Annotated in this window: 26 protein-coding genes and 1 pseudogene; 18 read left to right on the forward strand and 9 right to left on the reverse strand. The window is 49.0% G+C overall.

The features are described from left to right. Positions 1-69 precede the first annotated feature (69 nt). A complete protein-coding gene (ettA, locus tag B5F34_RS05565; RefSeq protein ID WP_087336130.1) occupies positions 70-1,764 on the reverse strand; it encodes an energy-dependent translational throttle protein EttA in 1,695 nt (564 codons plus the stop codon). A gap of 459 nt (positions 1,765-2,223) precedes the next feature. On the opposite strand from ettA, the gene B5F34_RS05570 reads away from it, so the two are divergent. From B5F34_RS05570 to B5F34_RS05595, 6 genes are all read left to right on the forward strand, one after another. Then, positions 2,224-2,664 (forward strand): transcriptional repressor, encoded by a 441-nt coding sequence (locus tag B5F34_RS05570; protein ID WP_087335959.1) that lies wholly within the window; start codon positions 2,224-2,226, stop codon positions 2,662-2,664. Positions 2,665-2,683: 19 nt separating this feature from the next. Then, positions 2,684-3,241, forward strand: coding sequence for an NADH peroxidase (locus B5F34_RS05575; protein WP_087335960.1), 558 nt, complete (start codon positions 2,684-2,686; stop codon positions 3,239-3,241). Between the two features lie 137 nt (positions 3,242-3,378). Further along, a complete protein-coding gene (locus B5F34_RS05580; RefSeq protein ID WP_087335962.1) occupies positions 3,379-3,894 on the forward strand; it encodes an RNA polymerase sigma factor in 516 nt (171 codons plus the stop codon). Further along, a complete protein-coding gene (locus B5F34_RS05585; protein WP_087335964.1) occupies positions 3,891-4,322 on the forward strand; it encodes a hypothetical protein in 432 nt (143 codons plus the stop codon). Before B5F34_RS05580 ends, B5F34_RS05585 begins: the two co-directional genes overlap by 4 nt. A 19-nt stretch (positions 4,323-4,341) precedes the next feature. Next, on the forward strand, positions 4,342-4,800 hold the full coding sequence (locus B5F34_RS05590) for a DUF6108 family protein (RefSeq protein WP_087336133.1): 459 nt from the start codon (positions 4,342-4,344) through the stop codon (positions 4,798-4,800). Between the two features lie 77 nt (positions 4,801-4,877). Further along, positions 4,878-5,789, forward strand: a complete 912-nt coding sequence (locus tag B5F34_RS05595) for a hypothetical protein (protein WP_087335967.1) — start codon at positions 4,878-4,880, stop codon at positions 5,787-5,789. 132 nt (positions 5,790-5,921) lie between these two features. On the opposite strand, the gene B5F34_RS05600 is transcribed toward B5F34_RS05595, so the two are convergent. Both B5F34_RS05600 and B5F34_RS05605 read right to left on the reverse strand, forming a co-directional pair. Beyond that, entirely contained in the window at positions 5,922-7,592 is a 1,671-nt protein-coding gene (locus tag B5F34_RS05600; protein WP_087335970.1) for a hemin receptor, read from the reverse strand. A gap of 102 nt (positions 7,593-7,694) precedes the next feature. After that, a complete protein-coding gene (locus B5F34_RS05605) occupies positions 7,695-8,990 on the reverse strand; it encodes a hypothetical protein (RefSeq protein ID WP_087335972.1) in 1,296 nt (431 codons plus the stop codon). A gap of 155 nt (positions 8,991-9,145) precedes the next feature. Between B5F34_RS05605 and prmA the strand changes: the two genes are divergently transcribed. After that, the gene (prmA, locus tag B5F34_RS05610; protein WP_087335976.1) at positions 9,146-9,997 is read left to right on the forward strand and encodes a 50S ribosomal protein L11 methyltransferase; all 852 of its coding nucleotides are present in this window, start codon (positions 9,146-9,148) and stop codon (positions 9,995-9,997) included. Positions 9,998-10,149: 152 nt separating this feature from the next. Here the strand turns inward: prmA and B5F34_RS17305 are convergent, their stop codons facing one another. After that, positions 10,150-10,425: a hypothetical protein gene (locus B5F34_RS17305; RefSeq protein WP_140392966.1), complete on the reverse strand. Its 276-nt coding sequence runs from the start codon at positions 10,423-10,425 to the stop codon at positions 10,150-10,152. Between B5F34_RS17305 and map the strand changes: the two genes are divergently transcribed. From map to B5F34_RS05640, 6 genes and pseudogenes are all read left to right on the forward strand, one after another. Further along, on the forward strand, positions 10,412-11,266 hold the full coding sequence (map, locus tag B5F34_RS05615; protein WP_087335978.1) for a type I methionyl aminopeptidase: 855 nt from the start codon (positions 10,412-10,414) through the stop codon (positions 11,264-11,266). The two genes, B5F34_RS17305 and map, sit on opposite strands and share 14 nt — an antisense overlap. A 33-nt stretch (positions 11,267-11,299) precedes the next feature. Continuing rightward, positions 11,300-11,866, forward strand: coding sequence for a xanthine phosphoribosyltransferase (xpt, locus tag B5F34_RS05620; protein WP_087335980.1), 567 nt, complete (start codon positions 11,300-11,302; stop codon positions 11,864-11,866). Positions 11,867-11,873: 7 nt separating this feature from the next. Next, a pseudogene (locus B5F34_RS05625) lies at positions 11,874-13,195 on the forward strand (nucleobase:cation symporter-2 family protein). Positions 13,196-13,425: 230 nt separating this feature from the next. Further along, on the forward strand, positions 13,426-14,127 hold the full coding sequence (locus B5F34_RS05630; RefSeq protein ID WP_087335982.1) for a hypothetical protein: 702 nt from the start codon (positions 13,426-13,428) through the stop codon (positions 14,125-14,127). 14 nt (positions 14,128-14,141) lie between these two features. After that, positions 14,142-15,152, forward strand: coding sequence for a GGGtGRT protein (locus B5F34_RS05635; protein ID WP_087335984.1), 1,011 nt, complete (start codon positions 14,142-14,144; stop codon positions 15,150-15,152). Positions 15,153-15,439: 287 nt separating this feature from the next. Then, on the forward strand, positions 15,440-16,672 hold the full coding sequence (locus tag B5F34_RS05640; protein ID WP_087335987.1) for a DEAD/DEAH box helicase: 1,233 nt from the start codon (positions 15,440-15,442) through the stop codon (positions 16,670-16,672). 181 nt (positions 16,673-16,853) lie between these two features. On the opposite strand, the gene rfbC is transcribed toward B5F34_RS05640, so the two are convergent. Then, positions 16,854-17,402 (reverse strand): dTDP-4-dehydrorhamnose 3,5-epimerase, encoded by a 549-nt coding sequence (rfbC, locus tag B5F34_RS05645; protein WP_087335989.1) that lies wholly within the window; start codon positions 17,400-17,402, stop codon positions 16,854-16,856. A 317-nt stretch (positions 17,403-17,719) separates the two neighbouring features. On the opposite strand from rfbC, the gene B5F34_RS05650 reads away from it, so the two are divergent. The 5 genes from B5F34_RS05650 (at position 17,720) to mobV (ending at position 22,742) form a co-directional block, all read left to right on the forward strand. Further along, positions 17,720-18,928: a site-specific integrase gene (locus tag B5F34_RS05650; RefSeq protein WP_087336134.1), complete on the forward strand. Its 1,209-nt coding sequence runs from the start codon at positions 17,720-17,722 to the stop codon at positions 18,926-18,928. Positions 18,929-18,938: 10 nt separating this feature from the next. After that, positions 18,939-19,310: a hypothetical protein gene (locus tag B5F34_RS05655; protein ID WP_087335990.1), complete on the forward strand. Its 372-nt coding sequence runs from the start codon at positions 18,939-18,941 to the stop codon at positions 19,308-19,310. A 296-nt stretch (positions 19,311-19,606) separates the two neighbouring features. After that, positions 19,607-20,800 carry a DUF5906 domain-containing protein gene (locus tag B5F34_RS05660; RefSeq protein ID WP_087335992.1) on the forward strand — a complete coding sequence of 398 codons (1,194 nt, stop codon included), beginning with the start codon at positions 19,607-19,609 and terminating at the stop codon, positions 20,798-20,800. A gap of 90 nt (positions 20,801-20,890) precedes the next feature. Then, positions 20,891-21,157 (forward strand): hypothetical protein, encoded by a 267-nt coding sequence (locus B5F34_RS05665; protein ID WP_087335994.1) that lies wholly within the window; start codon positions 20,891-20,893, stop codon positions 21,155-21,157. Between the two features lie 214 nt (positions 21,158-21,371). Continuing rightward, positions 21,372-22,742 (forward strand): MobV family relaxase, encoded by a 1,371-nt coding sequence (mobV, locus tag B5F34_RS05670; protein WP_087335996.1) that lies wholly within the window; start codon positions 21,372-21,374, stop codon positions 22,740-22,742. A 78-nt stretch (positions 22,743-22,820) separates the two neighbouring features. Here mobV and nim read toward each other — a convergent pair whose 3' ends face one another. The 4 genes from nim to B5F34_RS05690 form a co-directional block, all read right to left on the reverse strand. Further along, positions 22,821-23,315, reverse strand: coding sequence for a NimABCDEF family 5-nitroimidazole reductase (nim, locus tag B5F34_RS05675; RefSeq protein WP_087335999.1), 495 nt, complete (start codon positions 23,313-23,315; stop codon positions 22,821-22,823). Between the two features lie 12 nt (positions 23,316-23,327). Further along, entirely contained in the window at positions 23,328-23,648 is a 321-nt protein-coding gene (locus B5F34_RS05680; protein WP_087336001.1) for a multidrug efflux SMR transporter, read from the reverse strand. A gap of 12 nt (positions 23,649-23,660) precedes the next feature. Further along, complete coding sequence (locus B5F34_RS05685; protein WP_087336003.1) at positions 23,661-23,987, reverse strand: multidrug efflux SMR transporter; 327 nt, start codon at positions 23,985-23,987, stop codon at positions 23,661-23,663. A 362-nt stretch (positions 23,988-24,349) separates the two neighbouring features. Then, positions 24,350-25,594 (reverse strand): ABC transporter permease, encoded by a 1,245-nt coding sequence (locus B5F34_RS05690; protein WP_087336005.1) that lies wholly within the window; start codon positions 25,592-25,594, stop codon positions 24,350-24,352. Positions 25,595-25,621 lie beyond the last annotated feature (27 nt).

Raw genomic sequence — 25,621 nt, forward strand, 5'->3', positions numbered from 1 at the left:
AGAAAAACGCGGATGCACTGTTCTTTTCAGCTGCATCCGCGTTTTTCTTGTATGAATTGGTCAGATATATTACTCCAGTTTTCTGTAACGTACCCGTGTCGGTTCCTCGCGCCCCAGACGCTTCAGCTTATTGGCTTCGTATTCCGTATATGAACCTTCGAAGAAGAATACATTCGAATTGCCTTCGAAAGCTAAAATATGCGTACAGATACGGTCGAGGAACCAGCGGTCGTGGCTGATGATAACAGCACAGCCGGCAAAGTCCTCCAGACCTTCTTCCAAAGCACGAAGGGTATTGACATCAATATCGTTGGTAGGCTCGTCCAGCAGAAGCACGTTGCCCTCTTCCTTAAGTGCCATGGCCAAGTGCAAACGGTTGCGCTCACCACCAGACAATACGCCGCACTTCTTTTCCTGGTCGGCTCCCGAAAAGTTGAAACGCGAAAGATAGGCACGGGCATTGATGTCACGTCCTCCCATCCGAATTAACTCATTACCACCCGAGATGACCTGATAGACCGTTTTTTCCGGATCAATATCCTTATGCTGCTGGTCCACATAAGCCAATTTCACCGTTTCGCCTACTTCAAAATCTCCCCGGTCGGGTTGCTCCAGTCCCATGATAAGCCGGAACAAGGTAGTCTTGCCTGCCCCATTAGGACCGATGACTCCCACGATTCCATTGGGCGGAAGAGTAAAGTTCAAATCGTCAAACAAGAGCTTTTCGCCGTAAGCCTTTGCCACATGACGGGCTTCGATAACCTTATTACCCAGACGCGGACCATTAGGAATGAAGATTTCAAGCTTTTCTTCCTTCTCCTTCACATCCTCGTTCAGCAGCTTGTCATACGAATTCAAACGAGCCTTGCCTTTGGCTTGGCGGGCCTTGGGAGCCATGCGCACCCACTCCAGTTCACGTTCCAGTGTTTTGCGGCGTTTGCTGGCCACCTTCTCCTCCATCTCCATACGGCGGGTTTTCTGCTCCAGCCAACTGCTATAATTACCTTTCCAGGGGATTCCTTCACCACGGTCCAGCTCCAGAATCCATCCCGCCACGTGATCCAGGAAGTAACGGTCATGTGTAACGGCAATCACCGTACCCTCGTACTGCTGCAAATGTTGCTCCAGCCAGTCGATAGACTCGGCATCGAGGTGGTTGGTAGGCTCGTCCAGCAACAGCACATCAGGCTTCTGCAACAGCAATCGGCACAAGGCCACGCGTCGGCGTTCACCGCCCGAAAGGTGTGCCGTAGGTTGGTCGCCGGGCGGACAGCGGAGAGCATCCATAGCCCGCTCCAGACGGGTATCGAGGTTCCAAGCATCGGTGGCATCAATCTGATCCTGCAAGGCAGCCTGACGGGCAAAGAGCTGATTCATTTTCTCCTCATCCTCGTAATATTCAGGCAGGGCAAATTTCTGGTTGATTTCCTCATACTCCTGCAAAATATCCACCACGGGCTGTACGCCTTCCATCACTACTTCACGCACTGTTTTTGCGGGGTCGAGATAAGGCTCCTGCGGCAAATAGCCCACTGTATAGCCGGGGGAGAACACTACTTCACCCTGATACGATTTATCCAATCCGGCAATTATCTTCATCAATGTCGACTTACCCGATCCGTTCAGACCGATGATGCCTATCTTCGCTCCATAGAAAAAGGAGAGATAAATATTCTTCAGCACCTGCTTGTTGTTTTGCGGGATGGTCTTGCTAACGCCCACCATCGAGAAAATGATTTTCTTGTCGTCCGTTGTTGTTGCCATAAACATTCATTTTTTTAATCGACGGAAGGGCAAACCGGCAAGGCCAAAGTTTAAGCATCTCCCATCATCTGTTTCTAAATCGCTGGCACAAAGGTACGAAAACTCGCCCACATACACAAGCTGTCGGCAATGAAAGCCATACAACCAGTCCGCAGCCTTTCTATTGCAAACTGCATCCGAAAGTCATTTTTCCACCGGTTCTTTCCGATACCTTGGAAGCAGATTGCCCATAGCTTGGAAGTCAGCTTCTAATAGCTTGAAATCAGACAGCATCTGTATAGCCGACTTTTGATGCGGGGATATTGCGTTGGAAAAAGGAATAAATGAAGGGGTTCAGAGGGAAATTGAAGCTACTCTCAAGAAAACACAGAAAAAAACTCCCAAACATTTGCACATCTCAAATAAAAGCCTTTTCTTTGCAACGAAATTAAAAATGTAATAATTACAAACCTGGAACCAATGGATGTTATAGAACGATTGCAAACCCACCACGTAAAGCCCTCCGTACAGCGGATAGCCATCATGGGCTACCTGATGGAACATCGCACGCATCCGACGGTGGATGAAATCTATGTGGCTTTGTCGCCCTCCATCCCCACGCTCTCCAAGACAACTGTCTACAATACATTGAAACTGCTGAGCGAACACGGAGCGATACAGACTCTGACCATAGACGGGAGAAATACGTGCTACGATGCCGTCACTACCCCGCATGCCCATTTCTTGTGCAAATGCTGCGGACGGATTTACGACCTGGCTCCTACGCCCAGCGACTCGCATCCCGGAGAAATGGAACGCGAAGGACATCAAATACAGGAAATCCACCATTATTATAAAGGTATCTGTAAACAATGTATAGAAGAAAAGCGTTTAAATAGAATAAACTCATTAACTAACTAATTCAAAAGGAGAAAAGAACATGAAAAAGTTTAGATGTACTGTCTGCGGTTATGTATATGAAGGCGACGCCGCTCCCGAAAAGTGCCCTCTGTGTAAAGCTCCCGCCAGCAAATTTGTAGAAGTTGAAGAACAAACTGCAAACGGCCCACTGGTATTTGCCGACGAACATGTTATCGGTGTAGCCAAAGGCTGCGATGACGAGATGATTAAGGACCTGAACAACCACTTCATGGGCGAATGCACCGAAGTAGGTATGTATCTGGCCATGAGCCGTCAGGCTGACCGTGAAGGTTATCCTGAAATTGCCGAAGCTTTCAAGCGTTACGCTTGGGAAGAGGCTGAACATGCTTCTAAGTTCGCCGAACTGCTGGGTGACTGCGTTTGGGATACGAAGACCAACCTGGAAAAGCGCATGGAAGCTGAATGCGGCGCTTGCGAAGACAAGAAGCGCATTGCTACTCGCGCCAAGGCTCTGAACCTGGATGCTATCCACGACACGGTTCATGAAATGGCCAAAGACGAAGCTCGTCATGGTAAAGGCTTCGAGGGTCTGTATAACCGCTACTTCAAGAAGTAATTTCAGACTTACTGATGTAAATAGGAAAAAGGATGTGCCACGGGGTGCATCCTTTTTTTATGCCTCCGGCAGACTTTCATATTTTTTTCACCCTACCCATGTCACGTTTCTCCCACTTGTTCGTCATATAGATGTAAATGGAAATCGAAACATTCAAAATACAGATAGAACCACTCCGCCAGCCGATGCTGCACTTGGCACGTAAACTGACGGGAGAAGCGGACGATGCCGAAGACGTGGTACAGGATGTACTGCTCAAACTATGGAACCGTCGGGAAGAATTGGAGCAATGCCATAACCTGCGCGCTTTTGTCTTCACAATGGTACGAAATGCAAGCATCGATTTTCTCCGAACCAGGCACACCGATACCACCTCTCTGCTCGATGCGCTGAATGCCACCGATGAGCAATCGCCCGACCGGTATCTGGAGGCCAAGGACGAAATGAGACTGATGCACGCCATTATTCACTCGCTCCCCCCGCTGCAACAGACTATCTTACGGATGAAGGACATAGAAGAATACGAGACTGAAGAGATAGCGCAAATCACCGGGTGCAGCCCTGAAGCCATACGAAGCAACCTCTCACGAGCCCGAAAACGGGTGAGAGAAACTTATCTGAACATTACCCAAGAAAGGAGAAACAAGATATGACTGAAATTGACAAACTCATAGAAAAATACTTCGACGGGAACACCTCCTGCGAGGAAGAGCGTGCCTTGCGCCGGTTCTTCACCCACGAAGAAGTTCCTCCCCGACTGGCTATATACCGACCACTTTTTGTCTATCTGGACCAGGAAGCGGAAAAGCATCGTCATAGCAAGGAAATAACACGCACACGCCGTAAAACTCCCTTGCGCTCCATACTCCGCATGGCAGGAAGCATTGCTGCAGGCATTCTGCTTTGCGTGGGCGTCAGTCGCCTGCTGATTCCAACAAGCCATGCGGAAAACTTTGTAATTATCGATGGCAAACGTTATACCGACCCGGCCTTGGTACAGGCTAAGGCACGCGAGGCCCTGCACAATGTTGGCTTTTCGCAAGAAGAACTCAATGACTTACTATTTTCTACAGAACCCTGACCTACATACTACCAAGCGTATGAAACAAGATTACCTCAAACTGACCGCTGTCCTGCTCCTGCTCCTCAACGCTCTCACCCTATACGCGCAGGATGATTTGCAAACCACCCGGCTATTCGACCGGTATGGAGAACAAAAAAGCGTGACACGCGTGGAACTGAACGGAGAAATACTGGATAGCTATAACATGAATACTTACAGAAGTCTGGTATTCGACGATGTAACTCCTTTTGTACAAGAGATACAAGACTGTCTGAAAAGAGATGCCCAATCGGCCAATGTCAAAAAACGACAAGAAGTGACAGAAAACGGCTTGTTGATGAGTGCCTACTACCAACTGACTAACGTCCGGCGGCAAGGGAAAACCTTGCAACGTTACATTCTCTTCAAACGGGGAAAGAACACAACGGCTACCCTTATCTACATAGAAGGCGGGCTGAATGAAAAAGAACTGATGGACATGCTATATAAAAAGTAAAATGCAGAGACATCTCCCAACCCCAAAACATTACAGAAAATAATCATTCATCATAACAACAAAGCAATAACAAAGCTATGAAAGCAAAAAACATCCTTGCGGGACTGCTCGTGGCAAGCATTTGCCTCCCCGCTTTCGGCCAAGAACCGGAAATGCCCCAAAGAGCTACTGTGGAAGCACGCGGAGACTCTGTCATCATCCGAAAAGGACAGGGAAATCTGCGTATCCGCATTTACGAAGAACAGGTGAATAACGAAGATGAAACGCCTCAGGAAGTGGAAATCTACGAAGGCATCTATCTGGAAAAAGAAGAATCCCGACCCAACGCCTTTCTGGATGCGCTGCCATTCATCCCCCAAAAGAAGAGAAAGAATTCGTATGAACCGCACAACTCAGGTTTGTACATCGGCTTCACACGGATGACAGACCAATTCTTAGGGTTCGGTGGCAGCAAGCACTTCCCGCAAGACTTGTCCCAGTCGTGGGAATTCGGATTCAACTTTCTTTCTGTCTACCACAACTTCAAAAAGAATCCTCACTGGGGATTCAATATTGGAACCAGCTGGGGTTACCGCTCATTCAATATTGACGGAAACGTGGCATTGGTGAAAGAGAACGGGCGAAGTGCGTTCTCTGTTGGCGATGAAAATACCCGCTACAGCCACAGCCGCCTGCGCCACTTCTTTTTCCGCATTCCCATCACTTTGGAGTGGCAACAACGACTCTCGCGCCACCGACTGATATTCTTCAACTTCGGTCCGGAATTTGAGATACGGCACGGTGTAAAATCGTTCTCGCACATCAACGGCAGCAAAAAGAAACGGGTAGGAAAAGGAATGTATGTCAACCCTGTAGGCGTCAGCCTTCTGGCACAAGCCGGATACGGCAACTTGGGATTCTACCTGCGTTACAATACATATAGTTTCTTCCAGAAAGACAAAGGTCCCGATGTAATGCCTTGTTCATTCGGTATCGCATGGTATTGGTAAGCAGCCAACTGCAAGACACGCCCATGAACATGGATAATAACAAATTACGCGAATATGCCCTCCGCTCCCCGTACTACCAGAAAGAGGTTTGGCATGATTCGCGTAATTTATGTTATGATACCGGACCGGCAATCAGAAACGGAAGCCCAGGGTCAGAAGCACCTGGCTCCGCGTGTTCTTCACCGTCGTAGCCTCCGGCGTAACCAAAAATGCAGATTCATTGCCCGTAATGATATAATCATTGGCTGCATTCTCGGACATTTCGTTAAAGAAAGGATAGAAATCGGCTTTATAGGTCAGGAATTTGTAGGCCAAATCCATATAAAAAGACGACCAACGGTAACCGATACCTAAAGTCACAGTATTCATCGACTGGCTGTTGGTAAAATCAGTATCCGTGTCCAAGGCATTGGTCGGCAGATATTTCAAAGCTCCTTCTTCATAGACAGCGGTAGAATAATTATAACCAGCACGCAGGGCAAAAGCCGATATAGGACGATATTCGGCACCCAACCGCAAAGTGTGGACAGCTTTCAGGTTGTTCTTTGCTTCATTGGTTTCTGTCGACATTTCCCCGCCACCATCGGGATATTTGAATTTCATGGCAGAATAATTTTCATATTCATATTCCGCCCCCAAAGCCAAGGCATTGCCTACCGTATACCCCAAACTGGCATTCACCAGCCACGGCGTCTGCAAATTGAAATCCCGATCCATGTCCCTGCCACCCAAGATGCTGTATGTATCTACCACATCAGGCAGAAATTCCTCACCGGTATTGTCGTCCGTCAAATAGATATCGGGAGTAAGGAGTGCTCCTGTAGTATAAGTTAATGAATAAAAGATAGGTGTATGTACGGCCAATCCGATACGCAAGGGAGAGTATTCAAAAGGACGGATAATCGCCCCCAGCTTTACATCAAAACCGGAACCGTGAATACTCTTGAAAGTCTCCAGCGAATAACCTTCCTGGTAAGCAGTCCCATCCGTTCCCTGTGAGGAGTAACGTTCATCATAGAAAGTATATTTGCTATAATCCACGTCATATAGTCCGACTGTAAATCCCAAGTAAAAGCGGTCATTTATATTGAAAGCCACATTCAAATCATACTGGTCTATCCCGCCACGTTCCTGCGAATGGAAATAAGCATCGGCTTCGGAAGGTACGTATGGATAGAAGATATTTCCATTGCCTCCCGCATCGGTCAGCCATCCTTGGTATCCCATAATTCCCAGCCAACCCGCATCTATATTATGATAGATTTCATCCGATGCCAACTCATTCCCGTAAAATCCCATATCGGTAGCCTGTTGGGCCATGTAACGTACTTGCGACACAGGCGTCCAGTTTCCGTCCGCCATCTGCACACTCCCCATAAGCCCCGACATCGTCATGTTTTTATAAAAAGACTTTGTCTTATGATAATTGAATCCGAAATTGACATAACGCAATGGGGTCACGTTGCCGATTTTAGTGGAAATCACCGCACCGATATTATCGAAGCTCCACCGTGCCTTATCGTTCTCAAACTTGACTCCCGCATAATCACTTTCGGTACCCGTGATAGAGTAACCGAAAGAAGTCATCACATCATTGCTCCGGAAAATGCCTATGCCGGCGGGATTGGTGCCTATCGTAGAAATATCTCCTCCCAAAGCTCCCATGGCTCCTCCCATCCCCACGAAACGGGCTGTTCCGTTCAAGTCTTTCTGAGTCACATTAACGGCATCATATATGGATTGCGCGCCTGCACTGGCTGCCATCAGCAGCGCACAAGCAAAAATCAAAGGTCTTTTTTTCATCTTCTGTCAGAATTAAATTGATAATATATGATTAATGGCTAATGAATAAAGCCTATTTAATCATTAACCATTAAAAAGATCAGACTCTCCCCGCAGGCGTGCTTATCTTCTTCTCGAACCGCCACCGGACGATCGGCTTACACCTCCACCCCGCGCACCGCCGCCTGACGAACGGAAAGAACTGCCTCCCGTAGAAATGCTGGAACGCGATGAACTGGAGCGCGAAGGAGTGCTATACGAACGTGAATTGCCCGAACTGCGGCGCACATTATTATACATGCTATTCCGCGTAGAAGTGCTTGAACCCCGGTTATAAGTGGCAGAAGACCGGCGCACGGAGGTATTCCCTTGTCTGGTTGTTACCCGGCTTGTTCCTGTAGAACTTCCTCTACGAATAGTAGAAGCATTGCTTGGACGAGTATAGGTGCCAGAGCGGCGAACAGATGAAGACACTCCGGTACGGGTAGTAGCCGAACTTCTGCGCTGTGTTGAGCTGCGAGTGCCTACCACCCGGCGGTTCGTGCCTGTCGACGAGCGGCGCACCGACGAAGTACGGCGTGCACTTCCTCCATTGATGATAGACGTACGGCGTCCCGTAGAAAGGCTCCTGCGCGACGAATAAGAACGGCGAGCCGTATAGGCATTTCCCCAGTGAGAATAATGTGGTCCCCAATAGCCAGGCCCCCAATAATGCGGGTAATGATAATGAGGATGATGCCAAGCCCAACCTCCTCCCCAATACCAGGGATCATACCAACTGTTCCAACTCCAGCCCCAGGCATAATAAGGATAGCCCCACCAGCCGTAGGAGTTAAAACGCCAGTCCCACCACAAGCGATTGGTGAACGTCGGGAACGCATACGCATAGAATCCGTCGTAATACACATTCCAATCCCACGTGTTCAGTCCATAAACTACATCGAAATACAAGGGACTGCTGATAGGAATGGCGTAACGCGGATTACGAAAACGGATGATACGCGTAGCATATTCGTAGTCATCTGCAGAGCCTTCGAACTCTCCGCCTACCCACTCACCGTCCAGCCCGTCGTATGGCTTTTCATCGATGTAAAGAGTATCATTCTGTGCCGTGAAATCGTAGTCCGATGCCTCATACCGGCGATTATATTCATCTACATCGCGCGTATTTCCCTTGGCATCGCGCACCACCACAGTTGTTTGTCCGTCCGAAGCATGCACCGTCATCGGAGTATTGGATTTTACCACGACTTCATCGGCCGGGGTTACTACCACGGTCTCATTCTTCGGCCTATCTTTCTTCTGCTCAGCCTTTTCTTTCTTGGAAGGCACGTAGTAAAGGTCGTCTACCACACTCTGAGCCGCCAATGTCCACGGCAGACACAGGGCTACCAGCGATAAAAAAACAATCTTTTTCATATCCTTCTACTTTTATTCGTTCAACATATTGCCTACCTTTGCATAGGCTAAACAAAGATAGTCATTTTTTGGTTCACTTGTATACCATTTGCCTTAAATGAGCCAGCAATTTAACAAACTATCGTAGTAATTAATGAATCAAACACTATAATCTTATGAAGTATTTGGAATTTATCTTCAAGGCTGAACCATCAGACCAAACAATCAGCGACGTGCTTTGTGCCGTGTTGGGAGAAACAGGTTTTGAAAGTTTTGTGGAGCAGGAAGACGGAACACTGGCAGCCTACATCCAGGCAGCCGACTATGACGAAAACAAACTGAAAGAGGCTTTGGTCGACTTCCCCATAGCCGCTACCCAAATCTCCTATAGTTGGAGCGAAGCCGAAGACCGCGACTGGAACGAAGAATGGGAAAAGAATTTCTTCCAGCCCATCGTCATAGGCGGAGGGAGGTGCGTAGTACACAGCACTTTCCACCACGATGTACCCCAAGCCGACTACGACATTGTCATCAACCCGCAAATGGCCTTCGGGACCGGACACCACCAAACCACGGGGCTGATGATGAGCGAACTGCTGGAAACAGACCTGACTGGCAAACACGTGCTGGACATGGGGTGCGGCACGTCCATCCTGGCTATCCTGGCCAAGATGCGGGGGGCAGCCGATTGCGAGGCGGTGGACATTGACGAATGGTGTGTGCGCAACTCGCTGGAGAACATTGCACTGAACCACATGGACCATATCTGCGTGCGGCAGGGAGACGCCTCTGTCTTGAAGGATATGGGACCGTTTGATGTCATTCTGGCTAACATCAACCGAAACATCTTGCTCAGAGACATGAATCAGTACGTAGAGCGGCTGGTGCCCGGCGGAGAATTGCTGATAAGCGGATTCTACGATGCCGATGTGCCCCTCCTGACACAAGAAGCAGAAAAACTGGGGCTGAAAACAATCCGTATCTGCCAAGATAAAGAGTGGACAATGATTCGGTTCCGGCAAAACTAACCTCCGTTTTGACACACCCGTTACCTGCTGCCAAAAGGGAAAAGGGAATGCAGGTCACATTACGCTGATAATCAAGAATATTACTTCTTATAGTCCAGAAGTCTGCTGCTAAGCGCTGGGAAGCCGACTGCTTATCCTTGGGAAGTCTGCTGCTAAGCGCTTGGCAGTTTTTCTACCGAGAAACAGCCGGTAAAATCAGCAGGCACGTCATCTGTTTCCCCGGCCGGAGTGTTTAAAATCCCCCTGTCCGGAAAGGAAAAAGGAGAAAAACATCTGCATGTTTCACAATAAAGGCCGAATATTTGGCTATTTTCTTCAGTTTGGCTAATTTTGTCCAATTTTAAAACATAACGGCTTCTTTTTTCAAGAGCAAGGAAGCCAAACAAGAATAAAAAGAAAGGACAAAAAAGACAAATGAAAAAGTTCATCCATCAGCCCCGCTTCACTCCCAAAGGATATTCAGACGAAGTGGAAAACAAGATACAGCGTTACCGCAAAGAAGGAGCCAGACTGCCCCAACGCCATTTGCTCCGCACGGAAGAACAACTGGAAGGCATCCGGCAAAGCGCCCGCATCAATACAGCCTTGCTGGATTATATTGCCCAAAACATACACGAAGGCATGACTACGGCAGAAATCGACCATCTGGTTTATGCGTTCACTACCGACCACGATGCCATCCCTGCCCCATTCCTCTACGAAGGATTCCCCAAAAGCGTATGCACCAGCATCAACGATATAGTGTGCCACGGAATACCCAGCCCGAATGTGCGCCTGCAAAGCGGAGACATTGTCAACGTGGATGTTTCTACCATTTATAAAGGCTATTTTTCCGATGCCTCCCGCATGTTCCTTATCGGCGAAGTCAGCCCGGAACGCCGCCGGCTGGTAGAAGTCACCCGCGAATGCCGCGACATCGGCATCAAGGCCGCCCAACCGTGGGCGCGCTTGGGAGATGTTGGCGCAGCCATCCAGGAACATGCCGAGAAAAATGGCTACAGTGTGGTGCGCGACTTGTGCGGACACGGATGCGGCATCAAGTTTCACGAAGAACCCGACGTGGAACACTTCGGGAAAAAAGGCACGGGCATGCTCATCGTACCGGGCATGACATTCACCATCGAGCCTATGATTAACGCCGGGCGATATGACGTCTGCATTGATGAAGAAGACGGATGGACTGTCTTCACCGACGACGGCTCTGATTCCGCCCAATGGGAAAGCATGATTCTCATTACAGAAACGGGCAATGAAGTGCTGACAGAATAACCTCCCCACGCACACATCAAACAGCAAAGAGATATGAAGATCCTGAAAGAACGCATCCTGCAAGACGGCCGCTGCTTCCCCGGCGGCATACTGAAAGTAGACAACTTCATCAATCACCAAATGGACCCCATCCTGATGAAGTCCATCGGGGTGGAATTTGTCAAACGCTTTGCATCGGCAGAAATCAACAAGGTCATTACTGTCGAAGCCAGCGGCATAGCACCGGCCATCATGGTGGGATACCTGCTGGAATTACCGGTGGTGTTTGCCAAGAAAAAGAAACCCAGCACCATGGAGAATATGCTGGTCACCTCGGTTTACTCTTTCACCAAACAACGCAATTATGAAGTATGTGTCAGCCGCGACTTCCTCTGCCCGGGCGACAAAGTGTTGTTCATCGACGACTTTCTGGCCAACGGAAACGCAGCCAAGGGTATGATAGATTTGGTCAGACAAGCCGGTGCCGAACTGGCGGGCATGGGCTTCATCATCGAAAAAGCGTTTCAACATGGCGGAGACGAACTGCGCAAACTGGGCATACACGTGGAATCGCTGGCCATTATCGAAAGCCTGGACAATTGTGAAATAAAAATCCGCTGAAGCCTATATGGAAGAACGTCATCCTTCTGCCGACAACGGACTGATATATGGGTTGAACGACCGGCCGCCTTTCAAAGAAGCTTTCTTTGCAGCCTGCTCGCCATCTTCGTGGCCATCATCACACCGCCCCTCATCATTGCCGGAGCATTGAAACTGGATACTGAGACCACCGGCTACTTAGTGTCTATGGCGCTCTTGGCATCGGGCATTTCCACCTTCGTACAATGCCGCCGGTTCGGCTGCATCGGAACAGGCCTGCTGTGTATCCAGGGCACCAGTTTTTCATTCATCGGGCCAATCATCAGCGCCGGCATGGCAGGAGGCCTGCCGCTGATATTCGGCTCCTGCATGGCAGCTTCCAGCATCGAGATGATTATCAGCAGCCTGCTGAAATACACGCGACGCATCATCACCCCGCTCATATCGGGCATTGTGGTGACACTCATCGGCATGAGTCTTATTAAGGTAGGCATCACGGCCTGCGGAGGAGGCGCCGTTGCCCAGGCCGACGGCACGTTCGGCAGCCTACGGCATGTAGGACTGGCAGCCTTGGTGCTCGTGCTCATCATCATTTTCAACCGGAGCAACAACCGATATTTGCGCATGAGTTCCATTGTCATCGGTCTGGTGACGGGCTATGCCGTGGCATGGTGCATGGGTATGGTCGACTTCTCTTCCATCCAAAGTTACGGTGGAATCAACCTCCCCATGCCTTTCCGCTACGGACTGGATTTCAGCCTCTCCTCTTTTATCTCGCTGGGACTTATCTTCATGATTACCGCCATTGAAGCATACGGTGACATTACCGCCAACTCTCTTATCTCCGGCGAACCGGTAGAGGGCGAAAGATTCATACGGCGTGCCTCAGGAGGCATCCTGGCAGACGGTTTCAACTCCATGCTGGCAGGTGCGCTCAACTCTTTCCCCAACTCCATCTTCGCCCAGAACAACGGCATGATACAGCTGACGGGCGTAGCCAGCCGCTACGTGGGTTACTACATAGCGGGATTTCTTGTCCTGCTGGGACTCTTCCCCGCCGTAGGACTGGTTTTCTCGCTGATGCCCGAACCCGTCTTGGGAGGAGCGACCTTGCTGATGTTCGGAACCGTAGCGGCAGCAGGCATACGCATCATCGCTTCCCAACCTATCAACCGCAAAGCCACTCTGGTGATGGCTCTCAGTTTCTCGCTGGGGTTGAGTGTAGAACTGGTGCCGGACATCCTGTGCCAGCTACCGGAAACATGGCGCAGCATCTTCTCTTCAGGCATCACTACCGGAGGACTGACAGCTATCATATCGAATGCGGCCATACAGATTAAAGAAGCGTAAAAGTCACAGTTACGTGGCTAAAGTTAAGGGTTACGCTGCTAAAGTTAAGGGTTACGTCGCTCAAATTGAGGTTTACTACTCCGACTTCGTTACTTAATCATAAAAAGCTCTGCACAATATTGGCAAAATAAAAAGAAAAACGCTAACTTTGCAGACGGTTACACGAAGAATGAGAAAACAACATATATGTTGTATATCGATTATAACTAACTAATTAATTAGAGCTGATTATGATTTATTCACACGAAGTCGAACACATGTGTGTCGTGAAGAAAGGTCCTAACCACGGACCGGCTCCCATCCCCGAAGAAGGCAAGTGGGTAAAAGCAAAAGAAATCGTTGACATTTCAGGTCTGACTCACGGTGTGGGTTGGTGCGCCCCCCAGCAGGGTACTTGCAAGCTGACCTTGAACGTGAAGGAAGGCGTTATCCAGGAATGCCTGGTAGAAACCATCGGTTGCTCGGGCATGACTCACTCTGCCGCCATGGCATCGGAAATCCTGCCGGGCAAGACTATCCTCGAGGCACTGAACACGGACCTGGTGTGCGACGCCATCAACACGGCCATGCGCGAACTGTTCCTGCAAATTGTCTACGGCCGTACCCAGTCTGCTTTCTCTGAAGGCGGTTTGATGGTTGGTGCCGGATTGGAAGACCTGGGCAAGGGCTTGCGCAGTCAGGTAGGCACCCTCTATGGTACACTGGCCAAGGGTACACGCTATCTGGAACTGACCGAAGGCTACATTACCCGTATGGCTCTCGATGCCGACAATCAAGTTATCGGCTATGAATATGTTCACATGGGTAAGTTCATGGAACAAGTGAAAGCCGGCAAGGATGCCAACGAAGCTCTGAAAGCCGTAACCGGCACGTACGGACGCTTCAAACCCGAACAAGGTGCAGTAAAATACATTGACCCACGTAAAGAATAAGGAGGATACAGATTATGATAAGACCCGTACAATTTGAAAGCCAAGACCGTCGTATCAAGCAAATACTCGCTGCATTGAACGAAAACGGTATCAAAGACATTGAAGAAGCCAACGCTATCTGTGACGCCGCAGGCCTTGACCCGTATCTGACTTGTCAGGAGACGCAGGGTATCTGCTTCGAAAACGCCAAGTGGGCATACGTAGTAGGTTGTGCCATTGCCTTGAAGAAAGGCTGCAAGAATGCTGCCGATGCAGCCGAAGCTATCGGTATCGGTCTGCAGGCTTTCTGTATCCCCGGTTCTGTAGCCGATGACCGCAAGGTAGGTTTGGGACACGGCAACTTGGCAGCCCGTCTGCTGCGCGAAGAAACACAATGCTTCGCTTTCTTGGCTGGCCACGAATCATTTGCTGCTGCCGAGGGTGCTATTAAGATTGCTGAAATGGCCAATAAGGTTCGTAAGAATCCGCTGCGCTGTATCTTGAACGGCTTGGGCAAGGATGCTGCTATGATCATCAGCCGCATCAATGGCTTTACTTATGTGCAGACTCAGTTCGATTACTTCACCGGCAAGTTGAATATCGTGAAGGAAACTCCGTATTCTGACGGTCCTCGCGCCAAGGTAAAATGCTATGGCGCCGATGATGTCCGTGAAGGCGTAGCCATCATGTGGCATGAGAACGTAGACGTATCCATCACAGGTAACTCTACGAATCCTACACGCTTCCAGCATCCGGTAGCAGGTACCTACAAGAAGGAACGTGTATTGGCAGGCAAGCCCTACTTCTCCGTAGCCAGCGGTGGCGGTACAGGTCGTACTCTGCACCCGGACAATATGGCCGCAGGTCCTGCTTCTTACGGTATGACCGACACGATGGGTCGTATGCACTCAGACGCTCAGTTCGCAGGTTCTTCATCAGTTCCCGCACACGTAGAAATGATGGGCTTCCTCGGCATCGGTAACAACCCGATGGTAGGATGTACTGTAGCTTGCGCTGTTAACGTGGCTCTGGCCCTGAGCAAGTAAATTCAATTACTTTACTATAAGAAAGTCCCTGTAACTCTTAAGTTATGGGGATTTTTATTTTCCTGTCTTACTACAACACTACACACCGGATTCCTATACACAGCAGACTAAAGATATTGACTGCGAGAAAATGAAAAGAGAAAACAGAAAAACGTCTCTATGAAGCCGTTTGCTCCCATTAACATATAGATTTATTCTACATTTTCCCGCAAAAACACCAACCGGAATGCTTTCGAACTTGACATTCTGCAAAACTTTCACTAACTTTGCCCCGTAATTTGAACCTTATGAAGTTTGCTGAACTGAACTTGGACGAGCAGGTGCTGGAAGCACTGGACGCCATGCGCTTTGAAGAGTGTACACCCATACAAGAGAAATCTATCCCCATTATTCTGGAGGGACGTGACCTGATAGCTGTAGCGCAGACAGGCACGGGCAAAACTGCTGCCTATATGTTACCCATCTTGAACAAGATTGCGAAAGGTGGGTATCCTGAAGACTCTATCAACTGCATTATTATGGCACCTACACGCGAATTGGCACAACAGATAGACCAACAGATGCAGGGCTTTTCCTACTTCCTCCCCGTGTCAGGAGTAGCTGTATATGGAGGAAATGACGGCGTTCTGTTCGAGCAGCAGAAGAAAGGACTGACACTGGGTGCCGATGTAGTGATTGCCACTCCGGGAAGACTGATAGCACACCTCAGTCTGGGGTATGTTGACTTATCGCGCGTGTCGTTCTTTGTGCTCGACGAAGCCGACCGCATGCTGGACATGGGGTTCTATGACGACATCATGCAGATTGTGAGTCACCTGCCCAAAGACAGACAGACAGTAATGTTCTCGGCTACCATGCCTGCCAAGATACAACAACTGGCACAGAATATCTTACACGACCCGGCAGAGGTAAAGTTGGCTGTATCAAAACCTGCCGACAAAATCGTACAGGCTGCTTATATATGTCGCGAAAGTCAGAAATTAGGCATTATACGTAACCTCTTCGCAGACGAAGTGCCCGAGCGTGTCATTATCTTTGCCTCCTCTAAGCTGAAAGTAAAAGAAGTGACCAAGGCACTGAAACGCATGAACCTGAATGTTGATGAGATGCACAGTGACTTGGAGCAGGCAGAACGTGAAAACGTGATGTACCGGTTTAAAGCAGGACAGGTGAACATATTAGTAGCTACGGACATCGTGGCACGCGGCATTGACATCGACGACATACGCCTGGTCATAAACTACGATGTACCTCACGACAATGAAGATTATGTGCACCGTATAGGACGCACTGCGCGTGCCAATAATGACGGAGTGGCACTAACCTTTGTCAATGAGCAGGAACAAACCAAATTTCATGGCATCGAGCGTTTTCTGGGCAAAGACATCTATAAAATTCCTCTGCCTCCCGAAGTAGGTGAAGCCCCCGAATACCGCCCTGCCGAACGACGCAAGAATAGTAACGGAAAACGGAAAAACGGCAACGGAGGAAACCGGCGCCGAAATACAAGGAAGTCATAACATATCAGTATATATCAAATACTGAAGACAGAAATCTCTGTGCCTGCCCCGACAGAAACGACGGGGAAAGCACAGAGATGTTGTTTTATTGCATGCAGGACAGAAAAATTACCCCATACGGAGCATTTCCGGCATCTTTCAAAGTCATCAGCCTGCATTCCTTCCTACACGGCTTTCATGGTCATTCGAAATGGAAAGCATCCTTTAATGCCACTCCGCTCCTGTCTTTTTCCGAAAGTACCATTTGTTCCTCAGCTATCGGCCAGTCAATGCCCAACTCCGGGTCATCGAAACGGATGGATGCTTCAGCCTGAGGAGCATAATAATTGTCAACCTTATAGGTGAACACCGCTTCATCACTCAATACAAGAAATCCATGCGCAAAACCACGAGGAATAAAAAATTGGCGTTTGTTGTCTTCACTTAACAAGACGCTGACATGTTTACCGAATGTAGGTGACGAACGGCGCAAATCCACCGCTACATCCAACACCTTGCCACGAAGCACACGCACCAACTTTGCCTGACTGAACTCTCCTTTCTGGTAATGAAGCCCCCGAAGGACTCCAAATGTTGACTTGGACTCATTATCCTGCACAAAATGCACATCACCTATTTGCTGACGAAATTCCTCTTCTTTGAATGTTTCCATGAAATAACCACGGGCATCAGCAAATACTTTAGGCTCAATCAGCCATACACCATCAATTTCAGTTTGTATATAGTTCATCTTTCAGTATATAATATATAAAAACAAGGGCAAAAATAGAAATATTTTTCCGAAAAATAATAGGATAAAGAGCAAAAATAAGCAGATTTGAGCATTTTCTTTGACTGTCAGAGAGTTTGGCTTCAAGTGGCACAGAACGGCATAAGGTCGGGAAAACGGATTTAGGAAGATTGCAGCAGCAGATGCACTTCCAAATCATTACCCGACACCAATGCATATTTAACGCTAACAGGCTCTATTTCTGCGTTCTGCGCAGGTTTACATTCTGCCTTTACAACTCCCATAAACTAATTTTGCACCAAACAAAAAGAATGATTATGCGGAGCACTTTCAAGACGGTCTTCTATGTAAACGGAAGCAAGGAAAAGAACGGAATTGTCCCCATCATGGGACGGGTTACAATCAACGGAACCATCGCGCAGTTCAGTTGCAAGCAGCGCATCTCGAAGGAACTTTGGGATGCCAAAGGCAACAAGGCGAAAGGAAAGAGCCGTGAGGCGGTGGCGGTAAACTATGCCCTTGACAACATCAAGGCGCAGATAACGAAACACTACCAGCGGCTTTCCGACCGCGAGGCGTTTGTCACGGCAGAAATGGTGCGCAATGCCTATCAGGGCATCGGCATGGAGTATGAGACATTGTTGCGTGCCTTTGACAAGGAGAACGAGGCATTCGCCAAACGGGTGGGCAAAGACCGCTCCAAACGCACGTACCAAAAGTACCTGACCGTCCGCAAATACGTGGCGGAGTTCATCAAGCGGCAATACAAGCGGACGGACATGGCAATGAACGAACTGACAGAGGATTTCATCCGTGACTACTGCCTGTACCTGCGCAATGAAGTCGGGCTGGCGCAATCGTCCGTGTGGATATACTCCATACCGTTGAAACACATCGTCACCACTGCACATTACAACGGAAAGATACCGAGAAACCCGTTTGCGATGTACCACGTGGACCCCGACCACAAGGAGCGTGGCTTTTTGACGGAAGACGAGATGCGGACACTGGGCGTAATCAAGCTGGACAATCCCAACTTTGCACTGGCAAGAGACCTGTTCCTGTTCGGTTGTTGGACGGGCATCTCGTTCACGGACATCAAGAACCTGACCACCGACAACATTGTTGAAATGAACGGCGCATCGTGGATTGTGTCGAAACGCCAAAAGACGGGCGTACCGTTCCAAATCAAGCTGATGGACATCCCCATGCAGATTATCAAGCGTTACGAGCCGTTCAGGAAAGACAAGCGGCTGTTCAACATCGGCTCGCTTGACATGGTGAACAAGCGCATCAAGGCTGTGGCGAAGAAATGCGGGATAAAAAAGCCGATTTCATTCCACCTGAGCCGCCACTCCTTCGCTGTCTTGGCTCTCAATTACGGTATGCCGATAGAGAGCGTGAGCAAAATTTTAGGACACACGAACATCACAACCACGCAGATTTACGCGAAGGTGACCAACACGAAACTTGAAAACGACATATCTGCTTTCGAGAGCAAGGTAAGCGGACGTTTCGCCATATAACGCACAGCCTATGGAACGGACAAACATCACGATGGACAAGTACGGCAGGATTGCCGTACCGTCCGATGCCGCCAGCGTATGGATGAGCGAAATGGAATTGGTGGAACTTTTCGACGTAATGGCCCCGACACTCCGTGCCGCCATCCGAGCCGTGTATAAGAGCGAAGTGTTGCAATCTTGCGAAATAGAAAGGCGCATCAGGCTGCCCAACGGTTATTATTTGGAAGTGTATGCACTGCCAATGGTAGTGGCACTTGCTTTTAGAATTGATACGCCAAGTGCGGCAAGTGTACGTAATGCCATTTTAGAAAGACTATACTGGCGAAAAGAAAGACAGGTATTGTGGTTGTCGCTAAGCAACATGACATCTTATAAGTGTTAGTGGGCGCGATTATTCGTCAATACCTCCATTCATCAATACGCCCGTGTGGTTACACATCCATACCAATGTCATATCAGCCCGAAGAAGTGCGGTTTTGCTTCTTCGGGCTTTTTCTTTTCGCCTTTCGATAGCTGATATTACCTATTTCCGCCGCATTTTCTTATCCGTCAGGTTCTTTTGCGCCGTTTTGCATAGTTTTACGTATCAAGGTTTTAGCCGTCCTTCCGTAGCTTTGCACCCATGTTCAACCCGCTTGCCGACAAGGTGTCGGCGGCACTAAAATCTGTATTAAAGATATGGAAAAGAAAGAAGAATTCATCCGAGTAGGCACAACGCTCTACAAGATTGTAAACCAGCCCCGCATTGACGGCGGCTATGTGAGGAAACGCATCGCATGGAACTCCGAGACCTTGCGGCAGGACTACGGCAAGGACTACATGGCGGGCATCCCCAAGTATGACGGCTTCTGCACCGTACCCGACCATGTGGGCTACCAACCTGTAGTCGGCAAGTTCCTTAACCTCTACGAGCCGATAAGCCATCAGCCGCAGGAGGGCGACTTCCCCTGCATCCGTTCGTTGATGGAACACGTCTTCGGCGAACAGTACGAGTTGGGCATGGACTACCTGCAACTGCTCTACCTCTATCCCGTTCAGAAGCTGCCCATCCTCCTGCTCGTGTCCGAAGAAAGGAACACGGGCAAAAGCACGTTCCTGAACTTTCTGAAAGCCGTATTCCAGAACAACGTGACGTTCAACACCAACGAGGACTTCCGCAGTCAGTTCAATTCCGACTGGGCGGGCAAGCTGCTCATCATGGTGGACGAGGTGCTGCTTAACCGCCGTGAGGACAGCGAGCGGCTGAAGAACCTAAGTACCACGTTATCCTACAAGGTGGAGGCGAAAGGCAAAGACCGTGACGAGATAGGCTTCTTTGCCAAGTTCGTGCTTTGCTCCAACAACGAGCACCTGCCCGTCATCATCGACGCAGGGGAAACACGCTATTGGGTGCGGAAGATTGTGCCGTTACAGAGTGACGACACCGACTTCCTGCAAAAGCTGAAAACGGAAATACCCGCTTTTCTCCATTTCCTGCAACACAGACATCTATCCACCGAGAAGGAAAGTCGTATGTGGTTCAACCCGAAGCTGCTGGAGACGGATGCCCTGCGGAAGATAATCCGAAGCAACCGCAACAGGTTGGAGATTGAGATGGCTGAACTGTTGCTCGACATCATGGCAAGTGTCGGCGTTGAGTCTGTCTCGTTCTGTCTGAATGATATTGTTCCGTTGCTCGTCTGCTCGCAAGTCAAGGTGGAGAAGTCGCAGGTTCGGAAAGTGGTGCAGGAATGCTGGAAGCTCACCCCTGCTTCCAATTCACTTTCCTACACCACCTACCAATGCGACTACAACCGTGAGTGCGGATATTCACCCGTCAAGCGAATTGGACGCTACTACACGGCAAGCAAGGCGCAGTTGGAAATACTCTGATATTTTGATGAAATGATGAAAGTGTATATAAACATAAAGAATAACAGCAGTTTACATCCTCATCAAAAGCTCAACAAAAGGATTGGGCTGATGAAAAGAGAAAGCGGACGCAGACTTACACATCATTTTTCTTTTGGCGAGCGGTTTGATGAAACGCTGATGAAGTATTATTTTACTTGTTATCAATACATTAGACTGCCTAATCATCAATTCATCGGAATTTCATCCCTCATCAAGTCCGCTGTGGGAAGCAACAGAGGTGAACACCGCCATCCGCAGGTCGGTCGGACGGACTTCCGGTCTGCCGACCGACAGGGGAAAGCCGATGTCGCAGGCGAAAAGAAGAAAGGCAACTGAAAACCGCCGACACCGCCGCAGGCTTTTGGAAAGCAAAAAGCCATAGCTCATTAGGGCGTTTTCTTCACGCACCGCTTCGCTCATGCTAAAAACACCCCAATGAGCCAACGGGGTTACACCCCTCTGGACACCCCCGTTTGCCCGTGCGGCACGAACCGCAGACAAACGGATACCGACAAACAAGTTTGTAGAACCTAAAAAACGAGAAACGAACATGGGATACATAAGCATCCAAATCAACAAGGCGAAAGGGTCGGCTGACACGGGCGCATCTGACCACATCGAACGCAAGACCACGCCCAAGAACGCAGACCCCACACGCACCCATCTCAACCGCGAGCTGGTGCAATTCCCTAACGGTGTGGCTGACCGCACCGAGGCGATAAGCCACCGCATCCGCACGGCAGGCATCAAGCGGAAGATAACGCCCGACCAAGTGCGGGCAATCCGCATCGTGCTTTCGGGCACACATGAGGACATGATAAGAGTGCAGGACGAGGGCAGGCTGGACGAATGGTGCGGTGACAACCTGCAATGGCTGTACTGCACGTTCGGAAAGGAGAATACCGTATCGGCAGTGTTGCACATGGACGAGCATACGCCGCACATCCATGTCACGGTCGTGCCGATAGTGACGGGCGAGCGCAGGAAAGCAAGGAGGAAGCAAGCGGAGGGCAGACGCACCTACCGCAAGAAATCCAACGCCGTGCGCCTGTGCGCCGATGACCTGCTGACACGTGAGAAGCTGGTAGCCTACCACGACAGCTACGCCGCAACAATGGCGAAATACGGCTTGCAGCGTGGCATCCGTGGTTCGGAGGCACGGCACACCACCACCGCCCAATACTACCGTGACCTGAAACGGCAGACGGGAGAGCTTGAAGCCAATGTCCGGCAGTTGCAGACCGAACAGCAACAGGCGGAACGGCAGCTTGACGAAGTACGGAAAGAAATCAAGTCGGAGAAGCTGGAAGCCGTCAAGACCGAAGCGAAAACGGCACTCGTGGCAAGGGTCGGTTCTATTTTGGGCAGTGGAAAGCTGAAAGAACTGGAAGCCGACAACCGCACCCTGCAAGGCGAGGTTGCCGCCCGTGACGAAAGCATAGAACTGTTGCTGCAACAGATTGAGAGGCAGCGGGAGGAACACCAATGGCAACTGATGGAACTGCAAACTAAGTACCGCAGGGAGATGTCGGACAAGGAAGCGGAGCATCAAAAGGAAGTGTCATTCCTGAAATCCATTATCCAAAAAGCCAAGAAATGGTTCCCATTGTTCCAAGAGCTGGTGTACATGGAGAAATTCTGCCTCAAAGTTGGTTTCAATGAGCGGCAGACCGCCACGCTCATCAGCGGCAAGCCGCTGTTCTACGAGGGCGAACTCTATTCAGAAGAACACAGGCGAAAATTCACGACCGAAAGGGCTGGCTTCCAAGTGGTGAAAGACCCGAAAGACAGGTCTAAACTCGCACTTGCCATCAACGGGCAACCGATTGGCGAATGGTTCAAGGAGCAATTTGACAAGCTGTTTTCATCTATTCGGAGGACAATTATACCGCCTCGTAAAGACAAAGGAATAATGCTGTAAATCTGACAAACGGGAGGTTAGCAAGTTTGTGTTTTGGGCAGACCAAAACCGTTTGCTGTCCTCCCGTTGGTAGCAATGTCAAGGACGGTCATTCCTATCTTTGGTCAGTTCTATGGCTTCCTTGCCCGTAATATGCTCAATTGTAATTTCCACCATTAGCAAATGATTGAACCCTTTAGCTATTTCAGCCTCCATACCAGCTTCGCCATACGAATACTTGTCTGCCAATAAACCCAAAGCAACACGTTTTTCGAGTTCATCTGTTAATATGCGGGCTTTACCAAAGACTATCACACTTCGAAAGTAAGTGGTAAACTCAGACGGTCTGATGTCATCCTGTTCTACTACACAGAATGATACCTTGTTATTCTGCAAAATGGCATCTACCTTATGACCTTTCATGGCACTATGGAAGTATATTTTGCCATCAGCATATACATAACTGACTGGAACGGCATACGGGTAACCATCGTCCCCATAAAGAGCCAATGTCCCGTTCATCATCCTTTCAAGGATGGCAACGCTTTCTTCTGTTGGCAATAATTGCCGCTTACGTCGCATTTCTCTAAACATATCAATCCGTTATTAAACCATTTTCAAACCAACAATAGACGCTATCAGTGTCACCATAAAGAAGATGCGGGCAAAAAAAGCCCGTTCATGGAAGCATACAATGCCAAGCAATACCGTCCCGACCGCTCCGATGCCCGTCCATACCGGATAGGCTGTACCGATGGGCAAAGTCTGTACAGCAACGGCAAGCAACCACATGCTGGCAATGAGGCATCCGATAAAGCCCATAGCCCATAGGCGGTATTCTCCGCCTCGCTTTCCTTTCATCTTGCCAAGACAGAAAGCAAAAGCCGTCTCAAACAATCCGGCAACAATCAAAATCATCCAATCCATACCGACAAGGTTTTAATGTGATACCATTTTCAAACCAATAATAGACGCTATCAGTGTGGTGATGAAGAACAAGCGGAGAAACGATGCTGGCTCATGGAAGAATACAATACCAAGCACCACTGTTCCCACTGCACCGATGCCTGTCCACACAGGGTAGGCTGTGCCGATGGGCAGAGTTTGCACAGCCTTGGCTAATAGCGTCATGCTCAGCGCAAGGCTGACAAGAAACCCGGTACCCCAAAGATACCATTCGGTGCCTGACACTTCTTTCATCTTCCCCAAACAAAAAGCAAAGCCGGATTCAAAGAATCCGGCAACAATCAGAATAATCCAGTTCATACGGCTTTCTTATTTCTTTGATAATATGTAAAATGTGTATGCAAAGATAATGTTTTTCCAGCATATTCCATTTTACATTTGATAAAAAAGCCACATTTCTTTTCATTTTTCAGATTTTTTGTACCTTTGTATCAAACAAGAGTTGTTTGACAGAAATATACCGCATATCACAGAATTAGCAACTGTTTCCAAGTCATTACCTCGCCCTTTGAAAAAAGTTCATAAGTTATTTATTTTTAATATATTCCTATTTACATATCGAATTTTTCCGAAAAAACTATCTTTATCCAAACAACACCCCGGACAAGGATGAAAAAATTAAGGCAAACCAGCCTATCTATCGCATACACAGGGCATTTGGCTTATTCATACCGCATTGAATCTGCAGGCCGAATCCGGGCTATCAGACAAGATGGTCCGACCAGCATAAGTATGGACACTCCAAAGGTGCCGAGATTTAAAAGAACAAGATAGCCTACATTAAACACAATAGGCACCGTATCCATATAATAGGTATCGGAGTCGAGGGTAAACATTCCGGTGAGAGATTGAATCAGGCAAATCCCCAGCCCCACCACATTGCCCCAGAGCATTCCGCGCCCGATAAGGAACACCGACAACCACAAAAACACCCGGCGGATAAGGGCATTTTCTGCACCTAACGATTTCAGAATGCCAATCATAGGTGTGCGCTCTATAATAATGATGAGCAGACCGGAAATCATCGTAAAGCCGGCCACGCCCGTCATCAGCGCCAATATCACCCAGATATTCACATCCAAAATGCCCAGCCATGCAAAAAGAGCCAGGTTCAGCTGCTCCACATTACAAACGGCATATTCTGCCCCATAACGGTCGGTACGTCCTGCCAAATAAGAAGCAATCTCCCATGTGCAATCCTCCAAAGCAGCATAGTTTGTCAAACGCACTTCCAATCCTCCAGCCTGGTCATGCTGAAACCCATTCAAGCGGTTCACCGTATGCAAGTCTGTAAATATAAAGAGATTATCGTATTCGGAAAAGCCCGTACGATAAATGCCTGCCACCCGCGGACGACGAACGCGCACCTCGTCTTCAATGAAATAAGCATCCAGCTTGTCGCCCACTTTCAGTTTCAGTTTATCGGCCATTGTTTGGGAAATGACTACCAGATTGGACGAGACGGAATCGGTAAAAGTCGGGAATTCTCCTTCCAGCAGATGAGCGCGGAAAAATGAATAGTCATACTCCTGCCCCACCCCTTTCAATACCATGCCTTGGAAGGCATCCTCCGTCTTAAGCATTCCCGGCTTAACGGCATAACGCTGGATGTGCTCCACTTGCGGGAATTCCAGCAGCGTATCCATCAGGCTCTTCTCTACCCCGACAGGCATCGGTTCGTAAGGCTGCGTCTGCTCCAGATTATTGATTTGAATATGTCCTCCGAACCCTACCACCTTATCACGCACCTCGCTTTTGAAGCCGACAATGACGCATACGGCTATAATCATCACCGCCAGACCGATGGCAATGCCTGCTTTGGCAATAAGCACGGCCGGCCGAGACACTTGCCGCTCTTTCTGTCCGCCTTGATAAAGGCGACGTGCAATGAACAGAGACAAACTCATAAAGCCTGATGGTTAGGATGACAACTC

This window comes from Mediterranea sp. An20 (genome assembly GCF_002160055.1).
GTDB classification, from domain to species: domain Bacteria; phylum Bacteroidota; class Bacteroidia; order Bacteroidales; family Bacteroidaceae; genus Bacteroides; species Bacteroides avicola.